This window comes from Paenibacillus sp. FSL H7-0714, from assembly GCF_038003765.1.
GTDB lineage: Bacteria > Bacillota > Bacilli > Paenibacillales > Paenibacillaceae > Paenibacillus_AQ.
This window is the reverse complement of sequence record NZ_JBBOPT010000001.1, coordinates 4,164,544-4,190,987: the sequence shown is the minus strand read 5'-3', so window position 1 is coordinate 4,190,987 and position 26,444 is coordinate 4,164,544. Positions and strand designations below refer to the sequence as shown.

General features: G+C 43.0%; 20 protein-coding genes. 12 read left to right on the top strand and 8 right to left on the bottom strand.

Going from position 1 to position 26,444, the window contains the following annotated elements; genetic code table 11:
• Positions 1-10: 10 nt before the first annotated feature.
• The 4 genes from NST34_RS18650 to NST34_RS18635 all read left to right on the top strand — a co-directional run bounded on the left by NST34_RS18650 (position 11) and on the right by NST34_RS18635 (position 3,935).
• Positions 11-544: a chromate transporter gene (locus NST34_RS18650; RefSeq protein WP_076298782.1), complete on the top strand. Its 534-nt coding sequence runs from the start codon at positions 11-13 to the stop codon at positions 542-544.
• Between the two features lie 36 nt (positions 545-580).
• Positions 581-1,558 carry a formylglycine-generating enzyme family protein gene (locus tag NST34_RS18645; protein ID WP_341128522.1) on the top strand — a complete coding sequence of 326 codons (978 nt, stop codon included), beginning with the start codon at positions 581-583 and terminating at the stop codon, positions 1,556-1,558.
• A 39-nt stretch (positions 1,559-1,597) separates the two neighbouring features.
• Complete coding sequence (locus NST34_RS18640; protein ID WP_341128521.1) at positions 1,598-2,431, top strand: AraC family transcriptional regulator; 834 nt, start codon at positions 1,598-1,600, stop codon at positions 2,429-2,431.
• 106 nt (positions 2,432-2,537) lie between these two features.
• Positions 2,538-3,935, top strand: a complete 1,398-nt coding sequence (locus NST34_RS18635) for a sulfatase (protein WP_341128520.1) — start codon at positions 2,538-2,540, stop codon at positions 3,933-3,935.
• A 71-nt stretch (positions 3,936-4,006) separates the two neighbouring features.
• On the opposite strand, the gene NST34_RS18630 is transcribed toward NST34_RS18635, so the two are convergent.
• Complete coding sequence (locus tag NST34_RS18630) at positions 4,007-5,785, bottom strand: cache domain-containing sensor histidine kinase (protein WP_341128519.1); 1,779 nt, start codon at positions 5,783-5,785, stop codon at positions 4,007-4,009.
• Positions 5,772-7,211: a response regulator gene (locus NST34_RS18625; RefSeq protein ID WP_076298787.1), complete on the bottom strand. Its 1,440-nt coding sequence runs from the start codon at positions 7,209-7,211 to the stop codon at positions 5,772-5,774. Before NST34_RS18625 ends, NST34_RS18630 begins: the two co-directional genes overlap by 14 nt.
• A 250-nt stretch (positions 7,212-7,461) precedes the next feature.
• Between NST34_RS18625 and NST34_RS18620 the strand changes: the two genes are divergently transcribed.
• From NST34_RS18620 to NST34_RS18600, 5 genes are all read left to right on the top strand, one after another.
• Positions 7,462-8,430 (top strand): ABC transporter permease, encoded by a 969-nt coding sequence (locus tag NST34_RS18620; protein ID WP_341128518.1) that lies wholly within the window; start codon positions 7,462-7,464, stop codon positions 8,428-8,430.
• 1 nt (position 8,431) lies between these two features.
• Positions 8,432-9,355, top strand: coding sequence for a carbohydrate ABC transporter permease (locus NST34_RS18615; protein ID WP_256716246.1), 924 nt, complete (start codon positions 8,432-8,434; stop codon positions 9,353-9,355).
• Between the two features lie 57 nt (positions 9,356-9,412).
• Entirely contained in the window at positions 9,413-11,044 is a 1,632-nt protein-coding gene (locus NST34_RS18610; protein ID WP_341128517.1) for an extracellular solute-binding protein, read from the top strand.
• 124 nt (positions 11,045-11,168) lie between these two features.
• A complete protein-coding gene (locus tag NST34_RS18605; protein ID WP_341128516.1) occupies positions 11,169-13,064 on the top strand; it encodes a family 20 glycosylhydrolase in 1,896 nt (631 codons plus the stop codon).
• A 15-nt stretch (positions 13,065-13,079) separates the two neighbouring features.
• Positions 13,080-14,579 carry an arylsulfatase gene (locus tag NST34_RS18600; protein ID WP_076298791.1) on the top strand — a complete coding sequence of 500 codons (1,500 nt, stop codon included), beginning with the start codon at positions 13,080-13,082 and terminating at the stop codon, positions 14,577-14,579.
• An 81-nt stretch (positions 14,580-14,660) separates the two neighbouring features.
• On the opposite strand, the gene NST34_RS18595 is transcribed toward NST34_RS18600, so the two are convergent.
• Positions 14,661-16,115 (bottom strand): sulfatase family protein, encoded by a 1,455-nt coding sequence (locus NST34_RS18595; RefSeq protein WP_341128515.1) that lies wholly within the window; start codon positions 16,113-16,115, stop codon positions 14,661-14,663.
• 153 nt (positions 16,116-16,268) lie between these two features.
• Between NST34_RS18595 and NST34_RS18590 the strand changes: the two genes are divergently transcribed.
• The gene (locus NST34_RS18590; protein WP_341128514.1) at positions 16,269-18,014 is read left to right on the top strand and encodes a glycoside hydrolase family 35 protein; all 1,746 of its coding nucleotides are present in this window, start codon (positions 16,269-16,271) and stop codon (positions 18,012-18,014) included.
• 139 nt (positions 18,015-18,153) lie between these two features.
• The gene (locus NST34_RS18585) at positions 18,154-18,543 is read left to right on the top strand and encodes a hypothetical protein (RefSeq protein ID WP_341124894.1); all 390 of its coding nucleotides are present in this window, start codon (positions 18,154-18,156) and stop codon (positions 18,541-18,543) included.
• An 82-nt stretch (positions 18,544-18,625) separates the two neighbouring features.
• Here NST34_RS18585 and NST34_RS18580 read toward each other — a convergent pair whose 3' ends face one another.
• From NST34_RS18580 to NST34_RS18560, 5 genes are all read right to left on the bottom strand, one after another.
• A complete protein-coding gene (locus NST34_RS18580) occupies positions 18,626-19,654 on the bottom strand; it encodes a serine hydrolase domain-containing protein (protein ID WP_341128513.1) in 1,029 nt (342 codons plus the stop codon).
• Positions 19,655-19,699: 45 nt separating this feature from the next.
• Complete coding sequence (locus tag NST34_RS18575) at positions 19,700-20,527, bottom strand: MerR family transcriptional regulator (protein ID WP_341129568.1); 828 nt, start codon at positions 20,525-20,527, stop codon at positions 19,700-19,702.
• Positions 20,528-20,656: 129 nt separating this feature from the next.
• Entirely contained in the window at positions 20,657-21,664 is a 1,008-nt protein-coding gene (locus tag NST34_RS18570) for an alpha/beta hydrolase family protein (protein WP_076283437.1), read from the bottom strand.
• On the bottom strand, positions 21,648-22,328 hold the full coding sequence (locus NST34_RS18565) for a GNAT family N-acetyltransferase (protein ID WP_341128512.1): 681 nt from the start codon (positions 22,326-22,328) through the stop codon (positions 21,648-21,650). The genes NST34_RS18570 and NST34_RS18565 overlap by 17 nt, the downstream gene beginning before the upstream one ends.
• Positions 22,325-23,101, bottom strand: coding sequence for a helix-turn-helix domain-containing protein (locus NST34_RS18560; protein WP_076298795.1), 777 nt, complete (start codon positions 23,099-23,101; stop codon positions 22,325-22,327). The genes NST34_RS18565 and NST34_RS18560 overlap by 4 nt, the downstream gene beginning before the upstream one ends.
• A gap of 232 nt (positions 23,102-23,333) precedes the next feature.
• Between NST34_RS18560 and NST34_RS18555 the strand changes: the two genes are divergently transcribed.
• Positions 23,334-26,444 carry a hybrid sensor histidine kinase/response regulator gene (locus NST34_RS18555; protein WP_341128511.1) on the top strand — a complete coding sequence of 1,037 codons (3,111 nt, stop codon included), beginning with the start codon at positions 23,334-23,336 and terminating at the stop codon, positions 26,442-26,444.

The window sequence follows — 26,444 nt, the reverse complement described above, 5'->3', positions numbered from 1 at the left end:
GGGAAGCGATGTGATTTGGAATTTATTTTTTATCTTTATAAAAATTGGACTGCTCTCCTTTGGAGGAGGGTACGCCATCATTCCGATGATTCAGCATGAAGCTATGGCTGGTGGTTGGTTATCTGAAAGGGAATTTCAAGAGGTAGTTTCCATCGCTGGGATGTCACCGGGCCCTGTTGCAACGAACAGTGCAACCTTGATTGGATATCGTGTAGCCGGAATAGAAGGAGCGATTGTGTCCACATTAGGCATGGTTCTGCCTTCATTAATCATCATCATTGTTATTTCCATCTTTTTTTATCGGGTGAGGGACAGTCAATGGATTAAAACGTTATTTTATGGGTTGCGACCAGTGATTACAGGTTTGATTGCCTATGCTGCGATTCGGTTTGGTTTAAATAGCGTGGAACACGCCTTCGTTACTTGGCAAACCATTGGCACGTTGATCATTGTATTCGCTGCACTTTATGGTTTAATGAAATATAAGCTGCATCCGCTCACCATTATCGTTGCCTCTGGTATTCTTGGTGTAGCCTTTTTTTAGACAGAGCCGGGACGATCCCAGATTGGAGGTAAGTACATGTCAGAGAATATACGGGCTTGCTGTTCAGCTAGTCGAAATCAAGTCAAGAAACAAGGTTCCATCGATGTTTGTAAGGAGAACACAACTATCCAAAGACCAGAAGGGGATAAAGATTTCTCGGACATGATCCTTATTCCTGGAGGCACTTTTCTTATGGGGACGGATGACAAAGAAGGGTTCCCCGCAGACGGAGAAGGGCCTGCTAGGAATGTTACCTTATCTCCCTTTTTGATTGATGCAACCGCAGTTACGAATAAGCAGTTTGCTGCTTTTATCAAGGAAACAAACTACGTTACAGATGCGGAGCGTTTCGGTTGGTCTTATGTGTTTCATTCTTTTGTTTCCATGGAGACAGGGAAAAAGGTGATCCAAGTAGCTACTCAAACTCCCTGGTGGTGGGTGGTAGAGGGAGCGAATTGGTGTCATCCGGAAGGTCAGGATTCTCAAATAGACGAACGCCTTGATCATCCGGTGATCCACATATCTGGGCATGATGCTGATGCATATTGCAGCTGGGCCGGCAAACGTCTGCCTACGGAAGCGGAGTGGGAGTATGCCGCACGAGGGGGTCTAGTTCAGAAACGATATCCTTGGGGGGACGAATTAAAACCGGGTGGTGAGCATCGCTGCAATATTTGGCAAGGAAAGTTTCCTTATAAAAATCATGCCAGCGACGGTTATGCAGGTACGGCACCTGTAAAATCCTATCTACCTAACGGATATGGTCTTTATAATATGTCAGGAAACGTGTGGGAATGGTGCGAGGATTGGTTTACTAAGGCCTATCATTTAACTTCCGAATCCGTGAATCCTAGAGGCCCGGTAAGTGGTGTAGCAAGGTCGATGCGCGGAGGATCGTATTTGTGCCATAAATCTTATTGTAACCGTTATCGGGTGGCGGCCAGGAGCAAAAATACACCAGACAGCTCTGCAGGAAATATTGGCTTTCGATGTGCGGCTGATTATACCGGTTGAGAATACATAAAGACTACTACATTAGAAGGAGGAACTTCTTTGTCCTCTATCATTCATAGTCAGTTTGATATCACCGTGCTGGACGTCATAAAAATTCAATATCAGAAGCGGGTCTTATTCGATTACGTCCAGTCTTGTTATACCGTCTCTTATATCCAAAAAGGTGAGGTATTGACGACATCCTCCGAGGGAGAATATGTTGCTTCTGCCGGAGACGTGATGATCCACCGTCCTAACGAGCCATTTAATGTGATCTCCAAAATGGAAGGCGTACATTATCTGTTTAATATTAACGTAAAGGTGCGAGACGGAGATGACTTCTTCAAGTTATTCCCGCTAGGCAAGGTGATTCGGATTCGGGATCAAAGCGAATATGAGCGAAGGTTTGACGAGCTGCGAAGCCTGTGGTTGCAGGAGGAGGATGATTTCAGAAATGTTCAGGTCGGTTCATTGGCATTTCTCCTCCTTTATGAAATTATGGAGAGCACCAAGCTTGGCGGGCGCCGCTCATCACGAGATCCCTATGTCACGGACCGCTTTAACGAGGCGTTGAAATATATGGAGGAGAGACTTGATCAGGAGATTAGTAGAGAGGAGCTTTCCAAGCTATATCATATGAATCCTGTTTATTTTAGCCGGGCGTTTCAGAAAATATATAAATTGACACCTATGCAAATGTTACGAAAATTACGGCTGCAGCAAGCTAAACAAATGTTGGAGTATACGGATTATACCATCGAGCATATCTCCCAGAGATGTGGTTATTATGATGCTTCGCATTTCAGTAAGGTATTTCGTGGCGAATACGGCAGGGGTCCGGCAGAGTACCGAAAAAGTATCGAATATACAAAAACAAACATCGCTACTCCATAGCGGAGCTTTCCATATTCATTTACTCTATAAGCATGAGCAGATCATTCTGAACTGCCCGAATCGATGCGTAACCATTTCGATTAAAAGGAAAGGCAGGTTATAACTCATGAGAATCTTGTATTTGGATTTGGATTCGCTTCGCCCGGACCATCTGGGATGTTATGGCTATCATCGGAATACCTCCCCGAATATCGATTCAATCGCTAAAGAAGGTGTCACCTTTACCAACTACTATTGTTCAGATGCGCCGTGTCTACCGTCCCGTTCTGCTTTAATGTCGGGACGATTTGGCATTCATAATGGGATTGTAGGACATGGCGGGACCGCTGCTGATATGCGTAGAGAAGGGGCGAAACGCGAATTTAATGACCGGCTGGGAATGGAGAGTCTTCCCGCTATATTAAGGCAAGCAGCCATGAAAACCGCGTCGATTAGCACCTTCGCCGAACGGCACTCGGCCTGGACCTTTAATGCCGGTTTTCAAGAAGTGTTCAATGTTGGTGGAAGGGGGCATGAGACGGCAGAGCAGGTGCTTCCTGTGGCACTTAAATGGCTTGAGAATAATGGGGAGTCCGAAAATTGGTTTCTGCACCTGAATTTCTGGGATCCTCATACGCCTTATCGTACACCCGAGAGCTACGGTAATCCGTTCGAGAAGGAGCCTTTACCTGATTGGATCACGGAAGACGTGTTTGAGCTTCACCGGAGTAAAAAGGGGCAGCATAGTATTGAAGATATGAATGCACTCGCGAAATCGCATTATCATCAGCATTTTAGGCATCATCTGGAGATAGAGAATCGTGATGACCTGCGAGTTATCTTTGACAACTATGATGCTGGAGTTAAGTATCTGGACGAGCATCTCGGGAAAGTATTTTCTAAGCTCAGAGAACTTGGCGTGATGGAAGATACGGCTATCTTGATCTCAGCGGATCACGGAGAGAGCCTGGGCGAGCTAGGGATTTACTCCGAGCACGGCACGGCAGACGAGGCGACTTGCCGCATTCCGATGATTATTCGCTGGCCAGGCGGCAAGAAGGGAATAGTGGAGGATGGGCTACATTATCACCTTGATCTCGGACCGACATTAGCAAGCCTTCTGAATTTGAAAGGGGCTCCTTCTTGGGATGGTGAAAGTTATGCTGATACCATTCTGGAGGGACAATCAGGAGGGCGTGAGTATCTCGTAATCTCACAATGCGCGCATGTGTGTCAACGCAGCATCCGATTTGAGGATTGGTTATATATACGCACCTATCATGACGGACACCATGGATTTCCGAAAGAAATGTTGTTTGATTTGAAGCATGATCCTTACGAACAACATAATCTCGCCGAAGTGCGTAAAGACATTTGTATGAAGGCTGTCTATCTGTTGAATGAATGGCATGACAACATGATGAGCTCCATGGACTGTGATATCGATCCATTATGGACGGTACTTATGGAAGGTGGACCCTATCATGCGAAAGAGTATGCGAGCTCATCCTCACAGGATGCTTAGCGTTGTCCCTTTGAATGAGGAAAGAAAGACAACTGAGAAGGAGGCTGCCCCTGAATGGGCAACCTCCTTTTTTATTCTCTGGCTTCTTGCTGATCAATTAAAGCCCCGGGAAGTCTCAAAACGGTTTTCGTCCCGCTACCTTCCTTACTGTACAGCAGAACGCCGCAGGGATCACCGTACTTAAGATTTAGACGGTTGTTGACGTTTAGGAGCCCGATATGATCACCGGATTCTATGTTCTTTCCAGCCAGCAGCTCGGTTAGCTGTTCCAGTCTCGCAGCAACGATGCCTACACCATTATCTTCTACAGCGATTTCAAGCAGTCCCGCTTCGCTTTTCTCTACTGTGATCAGCAAGACTCCCTGACCTTGAGCCTCAAGTCCATGACCAAGCGCATTTTCGACAATAGGTTGAAGGATCATTTTAGGTACGGGAATGTGTAACCATTCCTGTGGACAGAACAGCTTGTAACTGAATTTGTCAGGGAAACGGCCTTGGTAAATCCTCACACAAGATTCTGCGATTTTCAGCTCTTCCCCAAGAGTTACCTCCTCCTTGCCTTTGATGCTGTACTTGAGCATTGTGCTTAAGGCGGTAGTCATTTCGTAGATTTCCCGATTTCCTTTTACGATCGCAACGCCTTTGATTGTATCTAAAGTATTGCTTAAGAAATGGGGATTAATTTGACTTTGCAAATACGAGTATTCGGCACGTTGCTTTTCCAGATCTGTCTGGTAAAGCTGGGTGTTTGCATCGATTAATTGGTCCGTCAAATCGTGAATCCGCGTTGTCATATCATTGAACTGTCGAGAGATGATTTCAATTTCAGCATAGCCTTTTAAATCGACCTTGTTGTTCAATATTCCTAGACTTCCGCCTTTTAATTGATTCATATAGCGCATAAGCCTAGACAACGGTCTTAAGAGATTCATCATGAGTACAGAGTAGGGAATAGAGACGACCAATAAGATTAATGCTAGAAGAGCATAGCTGACCTTCTTTAATTTCTCCAGTTCTTTCATTAAATTATGGACAGGAACAGCGGTTATAATTTTTCCAGAGATCTCCGGTAAGATAAAGGACTGAATTGCATAATTCTTTCCGTTAACTGTTTCGACGATTGACTCTCCATCCCTTCCAGTTGCCCGAGTTTGAAACTGCTGGAGCATGTCCTCCGGCTCATCACTATTTGAGTAGATCAGCCCTTTATCATCCATCATAAAAAAGCTGGTTCCGACTAATCGAGGGTACTCTGAAATTTCAGTTTGAATAGCCTTCATATCCACAATAACTGCGATGTAGCCGATTTTTTCGCCATATAGGGACGTGTCACCTGAAGCAAAGATGTTCATCCCGAACAGTAATTTTCTCTTGTCAATGACCTTGTCTGGAGGACTGTATCCGCGATAATGAACGATTCCATCATCCCCAGCCGTCTTCATAAGATCGACGGCATATTTGGTTCTTCCCGCTAAGGAAATACGTGTGTTAGAGCTGCCGATAACAATAATATCTAAAATGTCCGTATTCATATTTCGCGCGATACTCAATAGTCCCTCTACCTTTTGGGATAGGTCGTAGCCTCGAAGCTTATCATTCTCGACTAGGAACTTTTGGACGGTCGAATCGTATCCTACATTCATCATCATGGAAGAAACGTTGGCATAGTTGTTAGAAATCCGTTGCTTGAGAAGGGAGACCAGCTCCGTATTGTATTGCGTATTTTGATTAATGATGGTCTCGCTTGATAGTTGGTAGACTCGTGAAACGATGATTGGGATAATGGCAACAATAAATAAACCAAATAACAGAACCTGAGTACGGATGGATAATCTCTTAAATGTCTTCATTGCTTTGTTCCCTATATTGCGTAGGTGTCATTTTGAGATGCCGCTTAAAAATTCGTGTGAAGTAGAAATAATCCTGAAAACCGCATTTCTCACCGATTTGGTAAATGGAAAGGTCGGTCTCGACCAGCATTTTACAAGCGTATTCAATTCTTAAACGACTGATATGTTCGATGATGGTCTCGCCGACTTCTTTCTTGAATAGTTGGCATAAGTAATTTGGACTTAAGAAGAACTGATTGGCTAAATGCTGAATCGAAATTTCTTGATTGAAGTGGTTGCGGATGTACAACATGATTTCTTTGACTTTGTGGTTTGAAATTCGTGAAATATCAGTTTCGTTTCTGTTCATAAAAATATCAAGTGTCATAAGAATCAAATCATCGATCATAGCTTCAGCCGTACCGTATCGATAATAGAGCTGTTCATATCCTTCAAAAAAACGGCCGTTAACCCGAGTCCCTTCCCGAGGAAATAAGTAGAGGATGGATGTGTAGAGCAAATAGGCTTCTTTAATGGTGAACGTTCCCTCTTTGAATAATTTCTTTATCGATTCCATGGCTGCTATAAAACCGAGCCGGTCTTTATTATGAAGAATCCGGGAGATCTCTTTGAGCTTCTCGTCGATCGGTATTTCCTGTTGTGGATTCACCCGATAACACCCAGGCATCCCCGTTGCGAACATACTGAAAGCAGCATGAGAAGCGGATTCTAAAGCCGCATCCAGTTGATGTATATCCGAAATAGGAGGACCGATCCCGACCCCGCATTCTTGTACAACCTCTGTATGTTCAAGACCCCGAAGGAAGACTTCGTATTGGCACTCTTCCAATAAGTAACCATAACGTCGGCGGCTCATCGGGAAGACCAAGGAAGAGAATTGCCCGACATCTGCGGGCGAACTTAACCCTTGGATAACAATGGGGATATGAGGGCGATCTTCCGACAAGGGTATTCGCTTCTCGTCCAACCATAAGCTAATTCGTTCAAGATCTCCGGAACAAACCGCTTCATATAGTTCGAAGTCATGGACAGGGATTTCTTTAGCCACCTTCGATTCGTGTTGCTGGGCTATTCGGTTAAGCATTCCTTCAATTTCTTCGATTTCAAAAGGTTTCAGGCAGTATCCGAACGTACCATAATTCATCGCTTTTTGTGCATAAGCGAACTCTGCATGTCCGCTGAGTACGATGAAAATTGTATCAGGTGCGATGGCTTTGCCACGTTGAATGAGCTCTAGCCCATTCATTACAGGCATTTTAATATCTGTTAGAACAAGGGTGGGGCGAAGCGATTGAATTAATTGCAGGGCTTCTTGCCCGTTTTCGGCATCGTCGATCACTTCAAAGCCGTATTTCTTCCAATTCACTCCTGCTTTAATTCCCTCTACAATCCACTTCTCATCATCTGCAATAATCACTGAACGCATAAGTGAATCCCCCTTTCTATATGGAGCTCTTAGATTTATCCTAGCGATTGTGGATCAAGGGGGGTATGGACTATCTTACGCTCACTATGTCCGATATTACGTGTCACAGGAAGGTCACTCACAAAGGTGTGAAAAATCCACATGACCGGAGTTGTATCCTCTATACAAGAGAATTTACACTCCCGATATAATTTACCATATAAACCGCTTACAAGCATAAACAATCTCATACAGAAAGGTGGGGAGAAGATTGGCTGATTCTGTAACCGCTCGTACGCCTAAGCGAAGCTTAAAGACTCGTACTCCTAAGCAAAGCCTAGGAAAAACGATTTTACAGTACAAGTATTTTTACCTCATGGTTCTACCGGTGTTAATCTGGTACGCCCTCTTCAGCTATGCTCCCATGTACGGTGTAACGTTAGCATTCAAATCCTTTGATTACAGTAAGGGGATCCTGGGAAGTCCCTGGATTGGCTTAGAGAATTTTCAAACGCTGTTGACCGACCCCGATTTTCGCAGGGCATTTTGGAATACGGTCATTATCAGCTTGATGAAGCTGATCACTCATTTTCCGATGCCCATTATCCTGGCGATTGTTTTATATGAGTTTTCCAGGACAAAAATGAAGCGGTTTTTTCAGACGATCCTGACGTTTCCACATTTTATTTCGTGGGTTGTGCTGTCAGGGATTATCATCAATATTTTAAGCAAGGACGGGATTTATAACCAGATCATCATGTTGTTTGGCGGGGATCCAAATTCTCCGCTTGTAGATGAAAGTGCATTTAGACCCGTTCTGTATATCACACATGTGTGGCGAGAGATCGGTTGGGATTCAATCATTTACTTAGCGGCGCTTGCAGGGATCAATCCTGAGCTGTTTGAAGCGGCGGAAGTGGACGGAGCGAACCGGTTTCGCCGTCTGCTAAACATCGCATGGCCGGGCTTGAAGAGTACCGTCGCAGTTTTGTTAATTCTTCAAGTTGGACAATTATTGACGCAAGGTTCGAGCTTCGAGCAAATATTCAATCTGTATAGTTCACCGGTATATTCGGTTGCCGACACGATCGATACATACATTTATCGGACTTCATTCACGATTGGAGGCGACTTTGGATATATGACCGCCGTGGGTGTCGTCAAGTCCATTATCAGCCTAATCCTTTTATGGGCGGCCAATACGTTCGCTAAGAAGATGGGCGAGGAAGGACTGTATTAATTTGGCAGGAAAAGGGGAGAAGCAAGTGACCGACACAACGGTTAAAAAGAGAAAAAAATGGAGTGTCTTCGATATCGTCGCATTCGTGGTTCTGGGGCTTCTAGCACTAGTAACATTTTTTCCCTTCTATAATGTTCTTATTATCTCAGTTGCAAAGTTCGAAGCGATTAGTAAAAGCGACTTTTATATTTTTCCGCTTTCGTTTGACCTGTCGGCATACAAGCTGTTGCTTCAGGATATGAAGTTTTGGACTTCGATTTTAAATTCTGTCATCGTAACGGCGGTTGGCGTGTTGTTCAGCATGACGATCTCTGTAGCGGGAGCATACGCATTATCCAAGCGGGGCATGCCGGGAAGAAACATAATGCTTAGTTTGATCTTGTTCACTATGTTTTTCAATGGCGGTTTAATTCCCTTTTATCTAGTCGTTAAAGATCTAGGATTCGTAAACAATATACTCGTCATGATCATACCCGCCGGTCTCAATACGTTTTACCTGATCATTATGAAAAACTATTTCAACACGATTCCAGAAAGTCTGGAAGAGTCAGCTAAGCTGGATGGGGCAAATGATCTGTACATCCTTTACAAAATCATTATTCCGATCTCTGCCCCATTCATGGCGACCTTTGCTTTGTTCTATGCTGTGGAAAGATGGAATGAATGGTGGTACGCGTTGATCTTTATCAGTGACGCTTCAAAGGCCCCGCTTCAGATTTATTTACGTGAGACACTCATTACTTCGAATTCCTTGCTAAGTCAAATGGCACAGACGATGGCCGAGCAGGAGCAGACGGGGAAGGTCTACACACCTGCACTTCAAATGGCAGCAATTGTAGTTTCGAGTATTCCGATTATTGTTGTTTATCCGTTCCTGCAGAAGCATTTTAATAAAGGCATTATGGTTGGTTCGATAAAAGGATAAGAAAGATTTTAAATAGATTGATTCTATCCTAAAATAGTATAAAGGGAGGTTTCAAGCATGCTTAGAAAGAAAATGATGACACTGGCATTATGCATAACTTTATTGGCTTCGGTGCTCACGGCTTGTGGTGGAGGCAATAACGACAAAGGGCAGGCGGCATCAAACGGTGAAGTATCTCCGGATTCTTCTAATTCCACGGACAACCCTTACAAGGATCCAATGACCATTTCTCTTGGTTTCTGGGACGCGGATGCTGAAATTGCTAACATCGAAAAAGACCCGATCGCCAAACAAGTATTAGAAAAATTCAACATTACATTAAAACCTGTCAATATGACCTGGGATGACTATACCCAGAAGATTCAAATGTGGGCTGCTTCCGGTCAATTGCCTGATATTTTCGCGATCGACGCTGTCGGTACGCAATATCAGCGTAAATGGGTTGAACAAGGTGTTGTCAAAGCACTTCCGGATCTTTCTAAGTATCCTAACCTTGCAAAATACTTCGAATCGCCGGACATTAAAGGTTTAGGTGTAGACGGAAAGTATTATACCGTTCCTCGCCGGATGTTCCCGAGTGTCGATTGGAGCGCGCTGGATCGTATGGTGTTCTATCGATGGGATCTTGCTCAAAAAGCTGGAATCACAAAAGAACCCGAGACCTGGGAAGAGTTTGAAGCTATGCTTGATGCAATCGTCAAGTCGGATCCGGAAGGTAAGCATATTACCGGTCTTACGACGACAACTACCAAGATGCTGGGCGGATTCTTCTGGTTGTACGGTAACCCGGTCGCCACGAGTGATGGAAGCGGCAGTGACTTTAAATGGATCAAAGAGGACGGTAAGTTTATACCTGCTGTATTTTCGAAAAATGCACTTCCGGCGTTACAAAACATGAAGAATATGTACGAAAAAGGTTTGATCGATCCAGACATCGCGCTTGTAAAGCCTGCAGAGTCTTATGACAATTTCGTAGCAGGTAAAGCAGCTGCTCTTCTAAGCGGTGGCGGCTTTATAAATTTAAATAGCGATATGTATGAAAAACGCTGGAAAACAGCTTATCCGGATAAAGATATCATGGAGAGCGTAAAGGCACTCAAGCCACTTATTGGACCTGATGGTGAACGCTCACATGCTATTTTTAAAACGTACTGGTCGGAAAGTTATTTCAGCAATAAGGTTGACGATAAAAAGATGGATCGCATCATGGCACTCTATGATTATGTGTTGTCTCCTGAAGGTAAGGACCTGTTGACTTATGGCATTGAAGGTGTCGATTACAAGATCGAAAATGGGCAGAAGGTTGTCGTTGAAAAGGGTTCATTAAATGAGAAGTATCCTGCTAGCAGATTTCTAAAAAATTTGGTGGCTTATGAAACTTCAGATAGCTATAACATGGATAACCCGACGATCGCTAACGAAGGGATCCGCAAAGAAGCTGTCGATTATATCGATTGGATTCAGAACAATACGAAGGTTCCAGAATACGACATTCGGTTAACGTATTTGTCCACCCCAACAAAGGATAAATTTACTGTGCTGGACCATGATGATCTGCTTAAGATCATGCTTTCCAAAGAACCCGTTGAGAGTTACTGGAATAACATTGTGAACGATTATAAGGCTAAAGGTCTTGATAAAATGATAGAAGAAGTAAATGCGAAGGCCAAAGAACAAGGTATTGAATAATTGATGGATAGAGAAGATCCGGGCTGAAGCAGCCCGGATCTTCCGTTTAATGATTTGAAGAAGAACCAAGAATGTGCGGCGCTACTGATCGCATACTTATAATAAGATTAGGAGGGGAAAGTCTATGATACATAGCATTCACTTGACAGGGTTAACCGAGAAACAGTTAGCAGCTGTTTCAGAAGTAGCGGGAATATTGAGTATCCGAATAGAACGGTCAGGTATTCCAGTAAATTGTAAGAAACAAGGGAAGGGCATTCGAATATCTTACGATGAGATTCAGGCCACTATTGAGTATGAACAGGAACATCAGTTGATCCGGGCACTCAGCCGATTGCTAGAGAATTTACGTCGTGGTGAGAGAGTTGGAATTAATGAAATGTCGGTTTATGAACAGCTAGGTTTCATGGTAGACTGCTCAAGAAATGCTGTTCTTAACCATGAAGGATATAAGGAATTGATTCGGCGCTTAGCGCTTATGGGATATTCAACGGTTCAACTGTATACGGAAGACACCTACGAACTTGAGGGGTATCCTTATTTCGGTTATTTAAGAGGTCGATATACAGGGGAGCAAATTCGGGAGATGGACCAGTATGCCGCGTTATTTGGTATAGAATTAGTTCCTTGTATCCAGACGCTGGCTCATCTGGGCCAAGCATTGAAATGGCAAGCACATGCACCGCTAGTGGATTTCCAAGACATTCTCCTCATTGATGATCCGAGAACTTACGAGTTAATTGATCGAATGTTCGCTTTCATGGCGACCCATGTAAGCAGTCGTCGCATAAATATTGGGATGGACGAAGCGCATATGATGGGACTTGGTAAATATCTAGACAAGCATGGGTATCAAGATCGATCCTCCTTGATGTTAAAACACTTTAGTACTGTTATGGAAATCGCCAGGAAATATGGTTTCCGTACGATGATGTGGAGCGACATGTTTTTCCGTCTGGCTAGTTCCGGAGAATATTACGATGCTGAAAGTCCAATCAGCCCCGATATTGTTAAGCTGATTCCTGAAGATGTTACCTTGATCTATTGGGATTACTATTCGGAAACGCAGGAGAAATACGACGGAATGTTACGCAAACATAAGCAGCTGAATGATCATATTGGATTTGCAGGTGGTGCTTGGAAATGGATGGGCTTCGCTCCAAACAATGAATTCAGCTGCAAAGTCAGTCTGCTGGCTCATGATAGCTGTGTTAAGCATGGAATTCAAGAAGTGCTGATTACCGCATGGGGAGATAATGGTGCTGAAGCTTCCGTCTTCTCGGTTCTTCCTACCCTTCAACTTTGGGCGGAGCTGTGCTACACGGGATGTTTCGTGGAGAATCATGTCAAAGAAAGATTCAGTAGCTGCGTGCAAGGCCATTATGATGACTTTATGGCACTCGATGCGGCTAACCTGGTTCCAGGTAATTCGGTTCCGGGGGGGTGTTCCATCAATCCGGCTAAATACTTGCTTTATCAAGACATTTTGTGTGGTTTGTTCGATCGACATGTTATTCCTAGCGTGTATTCGAAGCATTATCAGCAAAGTGCGAAAATGCTCGAACAGGCGATTACTCGGAATTCGCCTTGGCAATCCTTATTCTCTGTACAAGCCAGCTTGTGTCGCTTGCTTGCGATAAAGAGCGAAATTGGGATTTCCATACGTGATGCTTATCATCGAGGGAATGTTGAGGAATTGGCTCATCTTGCCAAGGTGACTTTGCCAGAACTATCAGATTTAGCCGTTCGATTTATGGATGACTATCGGGTGCAATGGGAGCTGGAAAATAAGGTGTTTGGTCTTGATGTTTTTGATCTTCGTATGGGAGGTATGCTTCAGAGGATTAGGACGGCTATTCATCGAATCAATAGTTATGTCGAAGTGAAAGTGGAACAGATAGCTGAATTAGAAGAGGAGCTACTTACGTTCGACGGTCTCGTTGACGATGACGGCCCAAGGGCGATAAGTGCGAATTTGTGGCACACGATCGCAACACCGTCCGTCATCGCAGGAGTATAAGAAGGGAGTGAGCTTATGATTGACACTAATCTGGACCATCAAAATGGCTCAAAGCGGCCCAACCTTATGCTTATCACAGTGGATCAGATGCGTTTTGATTGCCTGAGCATCATGGGACATCCCGTCGTTGAGACACCCAACCTGGATTCTCTTGCATCAAGAGGGATATTATTTGAACACGCTTACTCAGCTACCCCGAGTTGTATTCCCGCAAGGGCTGCTATCATGACAGGAATGGGCCAACGATCACATGGGCGGGTGGGGTATCAGGATAAGGTTGAATGGAATTACGCCCATACGATTGCCGGAGAGCTTGCTCAATCTGGTTATCATACGCAGTGTGTTGGCAAGATGCATGTGTATCCTGCACGTAATCTATGTGGATTTCATAATGTAGTGCTTCATGATGGATATCTTCACTACAATCGGGACAAGAGCCAAGCCATATATGATGAACACTATGATCAAGTAGATGATTATTTACAGTGGCTGCGAAGACAAACCAATGCCAATTCGGATATCACTGACTTAGGACTTGATTGCAATGCCTCAACGGTTGCCCGCCCCTGGCATTTGCCGGAATCGATGCATCCAACGAATTGGTGCGTAACCGAATCGCTAGACTTCTTACGAAGAAGAGACCCTGGAAAACCATTTTTCCTATGGTCCTCCTTCGTTCGCCCACATTCCCCCTTGGATCCGCCGCAATGTTATCTAGATATGTACATGGATTTGGAAATTCCTGATCCTCCAGTCGGAGATTGGGTGGACGAGAATGCAGCTTTAAACAGTGCTAAGGATCCAACATCTTCGTTCACTCATTTGCCAAAGCGCAGATTGGATCGTGCCCGTGCCGCATATTATGCACTAATAACGCATCTTGACGACCAAATTGGGAGGTTGATCAATGGGCTGCAGGAATATGGAGTTTTAAATGAAACTTTGATTCTATTTACTTCTGATCATGGTGAAATGATGGGGGATCATCGTTACTTTCGCAAATCTCTTCCTTATGAAGGAAGTGCTAAGATTCCTTTCATAGTGTTTGATCCGGGAGAAACGCTTGGACTTCTTGCAGGCTCCCGGCTTGATTCCATTATAGAGCTTCGCGATATTATGCCGACGTTTCTTGAAGCTGCTGGCGTCCAAATACCAGTTACAGTAGAAGGGCAAAGTGTGTTGCCGCTGTGTAAGGGAGAACAGATAGTGTGGCGGTCTTATATTCATGGGGAGCAAGCCTATGGAGAAAAGTCTCACCACTTTTTAACGGATGGAAGAGAGAAATTCATATGGTATTCTCAGACAGGCGAAGAGCAGTACTTTAACCTAGTGACCGATCCCTTAGAGAAGGTTAATGCAATCGGATGTACCGATAATTTAGAGCGTATACGTGAATGGAGAGAGCGTCTTATTCACGAGCTGGAGGGACGAGAGGAAGGGTTTGTAAACAACGGCGAATTGATTGCCGGACGTCCAATTTCTCATATTCTAAAGGCATCCGAATTGGGGAAATGATCTTAACGAAGGACAACCTGAACATTCAGGTTGTCCTTCGTCTGTTACGGAAAGATTAAGGAGTTTAGCATGTGTTTTGATTTACCAGCTACTCCGGCGCTGAGGCAATGGGTCCTGATCTTGAATCATTCGATTGACGAGCAATTCTACCATCGAACGGCGAATTTCACTATAATCGGGATCTTCAAAACGATTGTAGTTTTCATGAGGATCCTCTTTCAGATCATATAATTCACCGTAGGTCTCTCCTGCAAAGATAACTAGCTTATAACGTGTAGTTCGCAAACACTTAGCGTTTATGCCTCGATCATGAGCAATATAAGCGGTAAGGGCAGAATTACGTACATGGGACTCCCTGCCAGCTAGCACTTCCATCTGTGACACGCCTTGAATTCCGTAGGGGAATTTGAGACCTGCGGCTTCAAGCAGTGTGGGGACAATATCAACATGTTCCATCAAAGCAGAGACCCGTTGCCCGGAAGCAATCCCAGGACCACGTACGATCATCGGGATCCGTGTTAACCCTTCATAAAACCACGGTCCCTTGTAAATTAGTCCATGGTCACCGAGCAGTTCTCCATGATCGCTGGTAAAGAGGATGACAACATCATCGTACATTTCTTTTTGACGCCAAGCTTTTATAATACGTCCGATCTGCTCATCAATGAAGGTAATCATCGCATAATAATTTCGAGTGAGCCGTTTCATATGCGCTTCATCAAGAGAATGCTCCTCACCGCCACCAGGCCAATATCCTCCCTGACTCTGACGCAGCAAATGTGGAGGACGAAGATGAACGTCGTCAGCTTCTCTGGTTGGTGATGGAATGTCAATGTCCGCGTACATATCCGTATAAACTTTTGGAGGGTCAAAGGGATGATGCGGATCAACGAAACTGGACCATAAGAATAACGGTTGCTCGGTTTTGTGGGCGAGGATAGCATCGATACTCCGTTCAGCAATCCAGTAAGTCTGATGCAGCTCCGGAGGAATTTCGCTCTCCCACACATCGTGTTGAGCATCGGAGGCTCTGAAACGGTCTTTACTGAATCGTTCTGCTACTTCCGGGTTGCGTTCCCTAAGCCACTCCATATATTCCCCGATACAATTGTCTTCAGTAATATGATGCTCATCAAATCCGTAGTACGTTCCATCGGAAGCTCTTCCGCGGTCACGATAATCAGGATCTTCATATTCTTGTGAAAAGTCCCCCTTCATTTGTGGACGGAAGTGCATCTTTCCTATACCGATGGTTTTATAATTCGCTGTCTTTAAATGATCGCACAAGGTAAGTTCGTCTTCTTTTAGTGTGGTACCGATGTTCCAAGCACCATGGACATGAGGGTACCTTCCAGTAAAAATGGAGGAACGTGAGGGCGTGCAAACGGGACTAGCGCAGTAAGCTCCAGTGAAGAGCGTGCCTTCTGAAGCAAGCTTGTCAAGCTCAGGTGTCAGTACGGAAGCGTTCTCGATACCTAGTGCATCCGCACGCATTTGATCTGTGGTAATTAACCAAATATGAGTTCTTTTTGACATCCGTAAAACCTCCTATGAATATAGTTTATAGCATCACAAAAGCCTCTAGCAACCAATGAATTCTCCATATATTTCATTAGAATTGTCCATATGGGTTGATATTTTTATTACCTATAATTGAATAGTCTATCTCAATGTTGGAGGAGAAATTATATGCGGAAGTTATCCATATCAGGGGATCATTTTATATTAGACGAACAACCCATCCGGTTGCTTTCTGGTGCGCTTCATTACTTCCGGATCGTTCCGGAATATTGGCAGGATCGTTTGCTGAAGCTGCAGGCTTGCGGATTAAATACTGTTGAAACCTATATTCCTTGGAATTTACACGAACCAGAGGAGGGGAACTTCAATTTTGATGGATTTGCTGACATCGAGGCTTTCGTTAGACTTGCTGGAGAGCTTGGTTTGCACGTGATTTTGCGGCCAAGTCCTTATATTTGTGCGGAATGGGAATTCGGTGGATTGCCAGCTTGGTTACTTGCGGACGATAACATCCAGCTGCGTTGTAATGATAACGTCTATTTATCTAAGTTGGATGCCTATTTCGATGAGTTGCTTCCACGTCTGCGGCCTTTGTTAAGCACTAACGGTGGGCCTGTGCTTGCCCTTCAGGTAGAGAACGAATATGGAAGCTTTGGGAGTGATAAGACTTACCTGCATGATCTAAAAGCAGGAATGATCGCCCGCGGCATGGACGTTCTGCTGTTTACTTCAGATGGAGCTGAAGATCATATGCTTCAAGGCGGTATGATCGACGGAGTGTTCGCCACCGTAAATTTCGGTTCACGGGCAAAGGAAGCCTTTGCTAAATTACGTGAATATCAGCCTACGGGACCGTTGATGTGCATGGAATTCTGGAATGGATGGTTTGACCACTGGATGAAACCGCATAATACCCGCCCCGAATCCGAAGTAGCGGAGACTTTGGATGAAATGCTGGCTCTAGGAGCCTCTGTTAACTTCTACATGTTTCATGGGGGGACGAATTTTGGATTTATGAATGGGGCAAATCTTTTTGACAAATATGAGCCCATCGTAACCAGCTACGATTATGATACACTGCTGGACGAATCGGGTAAGCCAACTGCAAAATTTTATGAAGCTCGAAAAATTATTGAGAAATACGTAACGTTGCCGCCACTGGAATTACCGCCGTTAATAAAGTCACAAGCTTATGGTAAAGTGTTGATGACAGAAGCAGCACCACTGTTCACTCAGTTAGACGTTTTGTCTCGTCCAGAACGTAGAGCATGTCCCGAGCCAATGGAGAAACTGGGTCAAGATTATGGATTTATCTTGTATTCAACGAAGATCAGTGGACCCCGCAGCAGTACGGAGCTCGTTCTTCAAGAAGTTCGCGATCGTGCGCTTGTATTCGCGAATGGGGCCTTTGTCGGTACAGTTGAACGCTGGGATCCGCGAGGAATTTCATTAGAGATCCCGATTGAGGGACTAAAAATCGACATTCTTGTGGAGAACATGGGGCGCGTAAATTATGGCCCTCTGCTTCGTGATCCGAAGGGCATAACCTGTGGCGTTAGACTCGGCTATCAATTTTTGCATGATTGGACCATTCGTTCCTTGCCATTAACAGATCTTAAAGGATTATCATTCACATCGATAGATTGCGAAGAACGTCAGCGGCCCACTTTCTACCGGGGGAGCTTTCAAGTCAGTAAGCCTGAGGATACTTTTTTGCGGCTGGACGGATGGAGTAAAGGTCAAGTTTTTATAAACGGCTTTAATCTAGGTCGTTACTGGGAGGAGGGTCCGACAAAAACGCTTTACATACCGGCACCGCTTTTGCGTCAAGGCGGGAACGAACTAATCTTGTTTGAATTACATGGCGTAATGGAGCCAGTGGTTACTTTTGTAGATACACCTGAGCTCACATGATTTTTAAATATTTAATGGGTGAGTAAGTATCATGATTCTATAGTATGGGTCTGATGATTTTTAATATATAATCAAAACAGCCCAACAATTTATAGGAACTGAAAATGCACGATTAGGGTGGTTTAGAGGAGGATTGCTAATGAGTTATGATTTGATGGCGTTCGAGACGTCTAAAGCACCGCAAGAGAGAGCAGCGTTTATGAAGTGGTATGAGCAGCAAGTGCAGTGGTCGGAAGACCATGCCTATAATGATCCATCAGTTTTATCGGAGGCGCTGCAACGCTTTTATAGTGAGTTGTCCGAGCAATTTCCTAATATGAATGTAGAGGATGAGATTTTTGAGGCGATGGAGGAAGCCGGAACGGATAACCGGTTGACTGACTACTCGCTTGGCACATCCGTCATCTATGCGGCGTTCGCGTATTCCGTAGCGGACCAAGCTTACACGGCGATGCGGGAGTTGGCTATAAAACACAAAGTAGGATTTTTTGATGTAAGCAGTAACGAAGGCGATATTATTTTTCCTTGAAGCAAAGTGATTTAGAGTGTAGACAGCTGGTTGCTCTTCTTGATGTTAATGAAGTGGCAACCAGCGCATGTTTCTAACTTTTTTACTCTATTACAGACGGAATTATACAATCCTTAATCAGAGGCCACCGGTCACGAGGCTGAAGTGTGAATTCTGAGGCGATAGCTACGACAAGTTTTTTTTCTGGAATGCAGCAAATGACATTACCACCATCCCCTAACGCTGAGTAAGTGTAAGTCCCATCTTCTTCGCGTAGCCACCACAAATAACCGTAATGATTAGGGTTCATCGCTGTTGATTCTTCAATCCATGTCTCCGAAATAATCTGATTATTCTCCCATTTTCCACGGTTCAAATATAATAAACCAAAACGCGCCATATCACGTGGAGACAACATAAGTCCCCATCCTCCTGTGGTGATACGATTGGGGTCTTCCACCCATCCCTTCACATTTACCCCAAATAAATCATCAAACCCAAATGATTTCATCTCATAATCCGGGATTTCCGTCATGCCGATAGGGCTGAATAATCGCTCGTTAGCAAACTCACGGGCACTTTTTCCTGTGGAACGAGTGATGACAGCTGACAGTAAGTGCGCCCCTGCGCTGGAATATTTAAAATCACCGACATTCCCTTGGTGGCCAAGGATATCAAGTGTGTATTTGACCCAGTCGGACGATTTACAGAGTTGCTCCAGTGGCTCGTGCCAGTCTTCAAAAGCATAGGGAGCTGTCATGGTGAGCAAATGGCGTATAGTGATTTCTCGTTTTTGTAGATTGGCAGCAGCATCGTCGGGAACATAGTCGGGGAAAAAATCCAGCACCTCCTGATCAACATGCTTGATAAATCCGGCTTCAATGGCAATACCAATGAGGGCGGATAAGATGCTTTTCGTTACAGAAGCCACATGATGCAGATCATCCGGGCCATAGTCATTGAAGTATTGTTCATAGGCAATATATCCATTTCTCACCACTACAATTCCGTTTATATTACTATAGTCGGTTTTAATCTTAGCTTCTAGTTCTGAAAGTTGTTCAGCATCCATTCCTAAGGTAGCCGGATCTGAAGTTTGCCAGTCTTTTGTAGGCCAGTAGTTTCTGTGCATATCGATAACTCCTTTAATTAAATTTTTGTGTGAATATGAGTGTGGCTACGATCTTTTCTTAACTGGAAAATACACCTCAGTAACAAGATCCTCAGGATGAGTAGTTTGCGTGGGGTCTGTTATATATTTTTCATAGGGTGAGTTCACCATTTCATAACCTTCATTTTCAATCCATTCTGTGAGCTTCGCATAAACCGATGTTAATTCTGAATAAGGGCCCTTATAAACAGACTTCGCACACAGCCCTTCACGTAATTCTCTCGTTCCATTTACGATCTCCTCAATAGGTAGGGCAAACTCTGTATCATTCCCGGCAGGATTATATTCCTCACTGTGATAAATTGTTATTGGCGTGCCCAGCAAGGTCAGCTTTTCAGTGGCAATAGTTTCATACAGTTTGCTAAAATACTTACCATATCCAAACGCATAATCATCACTGCTCAACATTTGACGTGTATATAGGATATTCATTGGTTTGGTTTCAACAAGTTGCACTTCTATCTTATTTAGGTAGGACATCATAGATATTCCTTTTTCTAAATTTAGAACATCACTATTAAGTTGCTTTAATGTATATTCGTAAGTTCGTAGTTTCTCTTGTAGTTTTCTTTTTTTGAGATTTAGGGCTGTACTAAGCTTCTCTTCAAAATGATCCTGCTCCCATTCCAGAATATCTTTGATTTCTTCTAGTGAGAAATGATAAGATTTCAAACGATTGATAAAGAGTATTTTTGTTAGTTGTTTGATGGAATAATACCTATAACCGTTCTCGGGATTAATCTCATCGGGATGAATTAATCCAATTTCATCATAATACCGCAGCGTTTTGGTTGACACTTCGCATATCTTCGAGAATTCTCCTATGGACAGCAACAATCTCATCTCCATTTCTTCGATATTTAATGATATATAAACTTTGAATTTCGGTGGTTTGTTCAATTCCACTATGCATCTTCCCCTAAGGGTAAAGTCAATAGCCAGACTTCTTATCTGGAAATAGGTTTAATGTTGTGTCTTCACAAATCGGTTTAGATCATTTAAATATTGATCTTCCACCAATTGTCGTGGAAAGAAAACAGCGGTTAAATAAGTCCTTAAGGGGGATGCGGCATTCTTCTTTGACAGCATAGAGTGGTCAGCGTTGGGAAAATAAGAGACTGAGAGCAAGCTTGCAGGTATTTTTTCACGATAAATACGTTCGGTTTCCTCAATATCTACATTGATATCTTGACCGCCGAGTACTAAATGGACAGGAGCATTGAAGTAACTAAGGTCTTCTGTGGCATCAGACTGATAGTTTTTGGCAATAAATCCCCAGCGTTCCTTAGAAATCAAGTCCTCGGATTGTGCAATACGCAAGTAATCCTCGTAAGATGCTCGTTCGTTAAGTAATTGTAATACTTGAGCATTATAATATTCTTTCGCTTGGATCTCATTTTCCGAGAAGCCTTCTTGTTTCATTTCTAATCTTGTATTGTATTTACCTTGAGAAATCCAGTTCACCGCAGGCGATACAAGAATACTGAACGCGAGATCAGGAACTTCTTTTACAATCTTGGGAATCACCCAACCGGCCTGACTTGCTCCCCACAAACCAATAGACTTCTTATCAATCATTGGTAAGTTCTTCGCCCAGTTAATCGCAGATATCGTTTCCTGAGCACGATCTTCCATGCTTTGCTCCAACCAGTTACCAGAGGAACCACCAATACCAGGCTTGTTAAGAGACAAAGACGCATATCCGGCAGATGCGAATTTCTCCCATAAAGGTTTATATCCGTCATCGTATGTGTCATTTATGGGACCATCACCATGAACAAAAACTATTAGCCCTACGTTTCCAGAATAGTGCTGGGGTAGAATTAAAGTTCCTGTTAGTTTACCCTGAGGGGTTTCGATTTCTATCTTTTGCTCATTCATTGCATAGGAATGCTGATTTAATACGAATAAGACTGAAGCTGCCATTAAGCCAATGATCAAGCATGCGGTTAATTTAATATTTTTTTTCATTTATTGAGCTCCTAGGATGTAGTGGTAAACGCCTCGTCATGTAATGCCAATTAGCCTCTTTAAAAAGAAGGTGTCTAATCCCGCTATAGTTTGATTGATCGATAGCAAAGTCCATCTGTTGGTACATATGAATAGCTCGTTTATTATTTTTAGCAACATGTAGCGTTAATTTGTCCACTTCTGAGTGACTGTTTACAAAATCTATTGCCCAACTAAGCAACTGCTTACCGATTCCTTTATTACGGTGGCTAGATCGAACGGCCAAATGATCGACATAACATTCTTTTGCGCGAGGCTGATAATTCAAAAAATGTAACCCAACCATTAACTTACATACATTTAGATATCCAAATTGCTTAAATAATTGTGAAAAGGAACTATGGTGAGATGATATAAATTTACTTCTGTCTGAGGCTTGGTTGTCCTTCCACTTAATGCTGAGTGTACCGACAACCTCTCCATTTTCTTTAGCTACGATTTGTTGTGATGATGCGGACGGTTGATCATGCTCCCAGAGCCCAAGAAGTAGTTCAGCAATATCATCGTCCTCTAGTGAGATGAGGGAGTGGAACTTACCGTGGAACGCATCCACTAAAAGACTGCACACTGCTCTATGATCTTGTTCTTGGTAGTGAGCGATTGTTATCTTGTTCGGACTTATCATGCTACACCGTCAGAGTCATGCTTGATATTAATTTGGATTTCATAATGAAGCTTGTCATTGTTGAATAGGGATAGATATGATTTTTCCAAAAGGATCAATGGTCCCTGAATTGTATAGTGATGTTGTGTTATATAGTGTTCCAGTTGAGCAATCTCAAGTTCAATATCATGATCATCCGTCACGAAAAATGCTTTATATAAGTAGCTGCCTTTTTCTAGGATGATGTCCGGTAAGTGAGTGCTTTCAAAACATAAGGTTACTTGTTCAGTATCGTATAAATAATGCAGATCTGTTTCAAATAAATGAGTCGGTTGCGGCTTTTTTTCATACAGACTTCGAGCGGTGAGTGACTCATCTTGCTCTATTTCCATCCATTTTTTTAAATGACGAGTATCCAATTGTTTAATGTGATATTTGTCTTCTAGAATGTCGGAGTGCTCGTATTCCTTAAGTACCTTTTGTAAAAACTGCTGCAACAACATTAGCTGGTTTATTTCAGAGTTTATTTTACTTAGAGACTGCTCCAAAAGTTGATGGTAGTCATTTTTGGTGAAGTTATTCATGCTTTTGTTAATCGTACTGACAGGCACGTTCAATTTGCGGAGTAATAGGATCTGGGCCAACTGATAAATCTCATTAATTCCGTACATCCGGTATTGATTGCTATCGGTATAGGCTGGAAATAAAATCTCTTTCTCTTCAAAATATCGGATTTGATGTACGGATACATTCATAAGTTTTGAAAGTTCACCAATCGTAATGTAATGATTCAATGGAGGTGCTCCTAACTATATTGGTATTTGTTGATTTAACTATAAACCTTAGGTCTGACCTAAGGTCAAGCGTGGATCTCAGTTTCGTGTCATCGCTAATCACCATTTATTTTGTCGAAACATGAAGGAAAACAGAAAATTTTATAGAATTATCTATCCTATATAATCCAAGTGTTGCACGATGCCCCAAGCGTTTGCGCAGCTTAACATCACCATAGAAAAGGGGCCTACGATGCTCAAAAGGACGTTACTTATTTATTTAATTGCTTTCATCTCGTTAGCAACAATCCCACTATCCATTTTTATAGATAATGATCAACATGAGAATTATCTGCAAGTTCAGAAGGGGAGCATGGATCTTTCAACTTGGGATTATGGGCAACAAAAGATCATCAAGTTAGATGGTGAGTGGGAATTTTATTGGAACCAGCTGCTAATGCCTGAGCATTTTATAGAATCAAGCACAGACAAACCTGCTCCTACAGCATTAATGGAGGTCCCCTCACGATGGAATGGCAAAGTGGTTGATGGACAACCTTTACCTGCATTCGGTTCTGCTACTTATCGGATGGTGCTGAAAAACTTACCTGTAAACGGTGTATTCGCTTTGAAAAAAACGAATATCCGCTTTTCGAGTGCGATTTATGTGAATGGGCATTTACTCATTAAGGATGGAAACCCCACTATGAGTACTGCCGATTACCAGTCGGGGAATATTCCGCAGATTGGGCTTTTTTCGTCTGAAAAAGGTGATGTAGAGATTATCATTCAAGTTTCTAACTATGAATATGTAAATGCAGGTATTCCGGTATCTCTAACTTTTGGCGAGGAAGCCGCTATGCTGGAGAACCAGCAGAAGAGTACGGCTCGTGAATTTAGTACAGTTGCAATATTGGGAACATTATCACTTATTTTTGTCATCTGCTTTGTAGCGGCTGCTTTATACCGTAAGAAGGATTACTCCTTACTTGTATTTGCTATTATTTGTTTACTGCTTGCGATCTATCATGGCTTGATTGGAGAACGTTCGCTGTTACTGTTTTTCCCAAACCTTTCGTTCATTGTGTTATACAAAGTGAAGGATATTAGCTCCATATCGTGTTTTATTGTTCTGGCTATATTTTTCTACCAAATGCACAAAAGCATAATCTCTTTAAAACTTACGCAAGTCGTAACCATTATACTAGGCAGCTTTATAATATTGGTAGCAATCCTGCCTATTCGTACTTACACGCTTTTCTCTACCTATGTGATCATAGTATATGAATTGATGTTAATTTGGATGTTGTTTAGAGTGGCTATCTTGTATATCAGAAGTCCAGAAGTAAATCGAATCAAATCGTTGCTGCTGTTCTTGGCGATTCTTGCTATCAATCTGTACTCGATAGACATCATTCTGTTTGCTCTTTCGATGAAAGAAAACCTTTGGCTAGGACAGTTTTACATTGTAGCCTTTAATATCATTATGATCGTTCTGATTGTTCTCCGTTTTTTCGAGGCTTATCATACGATAGATGAAATGAAAAACCAACTGATCGGTCTAGACAAAATTAAGGACGAATTTCTCTCCAATACCTCTCATGAGCTGAAGACACCACTAAATGCCATAGTGAACATTACTGCTACACTACTTAATGGGGTTGAAGGTCCAGTTACCGAAAGGCAAGCGCAGAATCTAGCGATCGTAATGGGAAGTGGAAGAAGATTAACTTATATGGTAAACGAATTACTCGATTATTCCAAAATGAAGCATGGAGATATCACCTTATATAAAAGCACCTTAGATCTGAAAGCTGTTGTAGATTCTGTTATCGGTATACATTCGTTTCTGCTCGGAGAAAAGTCGATCTTTCTCGTAAACAATGTTGCTCCAGAGTTTCCACCTGTACATGCAGATGGCAACCGTTTGATTCAGATTTTGCACAACTTGGTAGATAATGCGATTAAATTCACGGAGCAGGGTGAAATAAATATTAGTTCCAGATTTACTCATGAATGGGTTGAGGTCCGTGTGGCAGACTCGGGAATCGGAATTGCACCGGATATGCAGAAACGTATTTTTATGGCCTTTGAGCAAGTGGACGAAGCTGAAATTCATAGTCATGGTGGGACAGGTCTCGGACTAAGCATTACCAAGAAGCTGGTTGAGTTACATGGCGGGAACATTAGAGTGGACTCTGTTGCTGGTAAAGGATCGGTCTTTATATTTACTCTTCCACGATGGGATCGAACATCTAATCAAGTCACGGGTCCAATCGTGGATAAGACTCTTCCTTATAGAGAAGTTTTCTTTCCGCGCCAGGAGTATCCTATATATATTCAAGGTAAAATCAATGAGCCGATTTTGGTCGTGGACGATGATTTTGCCAACCTGCAATCTATGATCAACTTGTTCAAGCTTGAGGGATATTCCATTGTTGTTGTGAACCGCGGGCAGCTGGCACTTGATGAGTTATCGAAGAATTCAGACTTCTTTCTCGTTGTACTGGACATTACAATGCCGGATATTTCTGGCTATGAGGTTCTGCAAAAGATTAGAGAGAGATTCACACCCTTTGAGCTGCCTGTGTTAATGCTAACGGCGAAGAATAGAGTTAACGATATGAAAATGTCCATGGATAATGGGGCAAATGATTATGTGGGGAAGCCGTTTGAAGCGGAAGAACTAATGGCGCGTGTGAAAAGTCTGACCCGATTGAGAGCTTCTGTGAAGAAAGCTAAAGATGCCGAAATTGCCTTTTTACGTTCTCAGATCAAACCTCATTTCTTGTACAATGCCCTGAATTCAATTGCTGCATTATGTGTGGAAGAACCTGAGCAGGCGGAAGAATTAACGCTGGAGCTGTCACAGTATTTGAGAAGCAGCTTTGACTTCAAACAGTTGGATTCGTTAACTACCTTGGAGGGTGAGCTAGAGCTGGTTAAAGCATATATTAATATTGAAAAAGTGCGCTTTGGTGCTAGATTACAAGTGGAATATGATATAACCGCAAATACGGATAGCCGGATTCCCCCACTTATCCTACAACCATTAGTAGAAAATGCTATAAGACATGGACTGATGTCCAATTTACGGGGAGGAAAGGTAACTATATCTGTGAAAGAGTCGGATCCTTCTGTAGTCAGCTTTGTTGTAGAAGATAATGGACGCGGAATGAGTGAGCACAAGCTGGAGGAAATCATGAAATCAGATGTAGATAAAAGAGGCGTAGGGCTTTGGAATATTAGTCAACGCATCAAACTTCTCTATGGAAAGAACATTCGTATTCAAAGTGTTGAAGGAAAAGGCACACGGGTTTCTTTTGATATCCCCAAACAACACATGAAGCGGATAGGAGGTTGA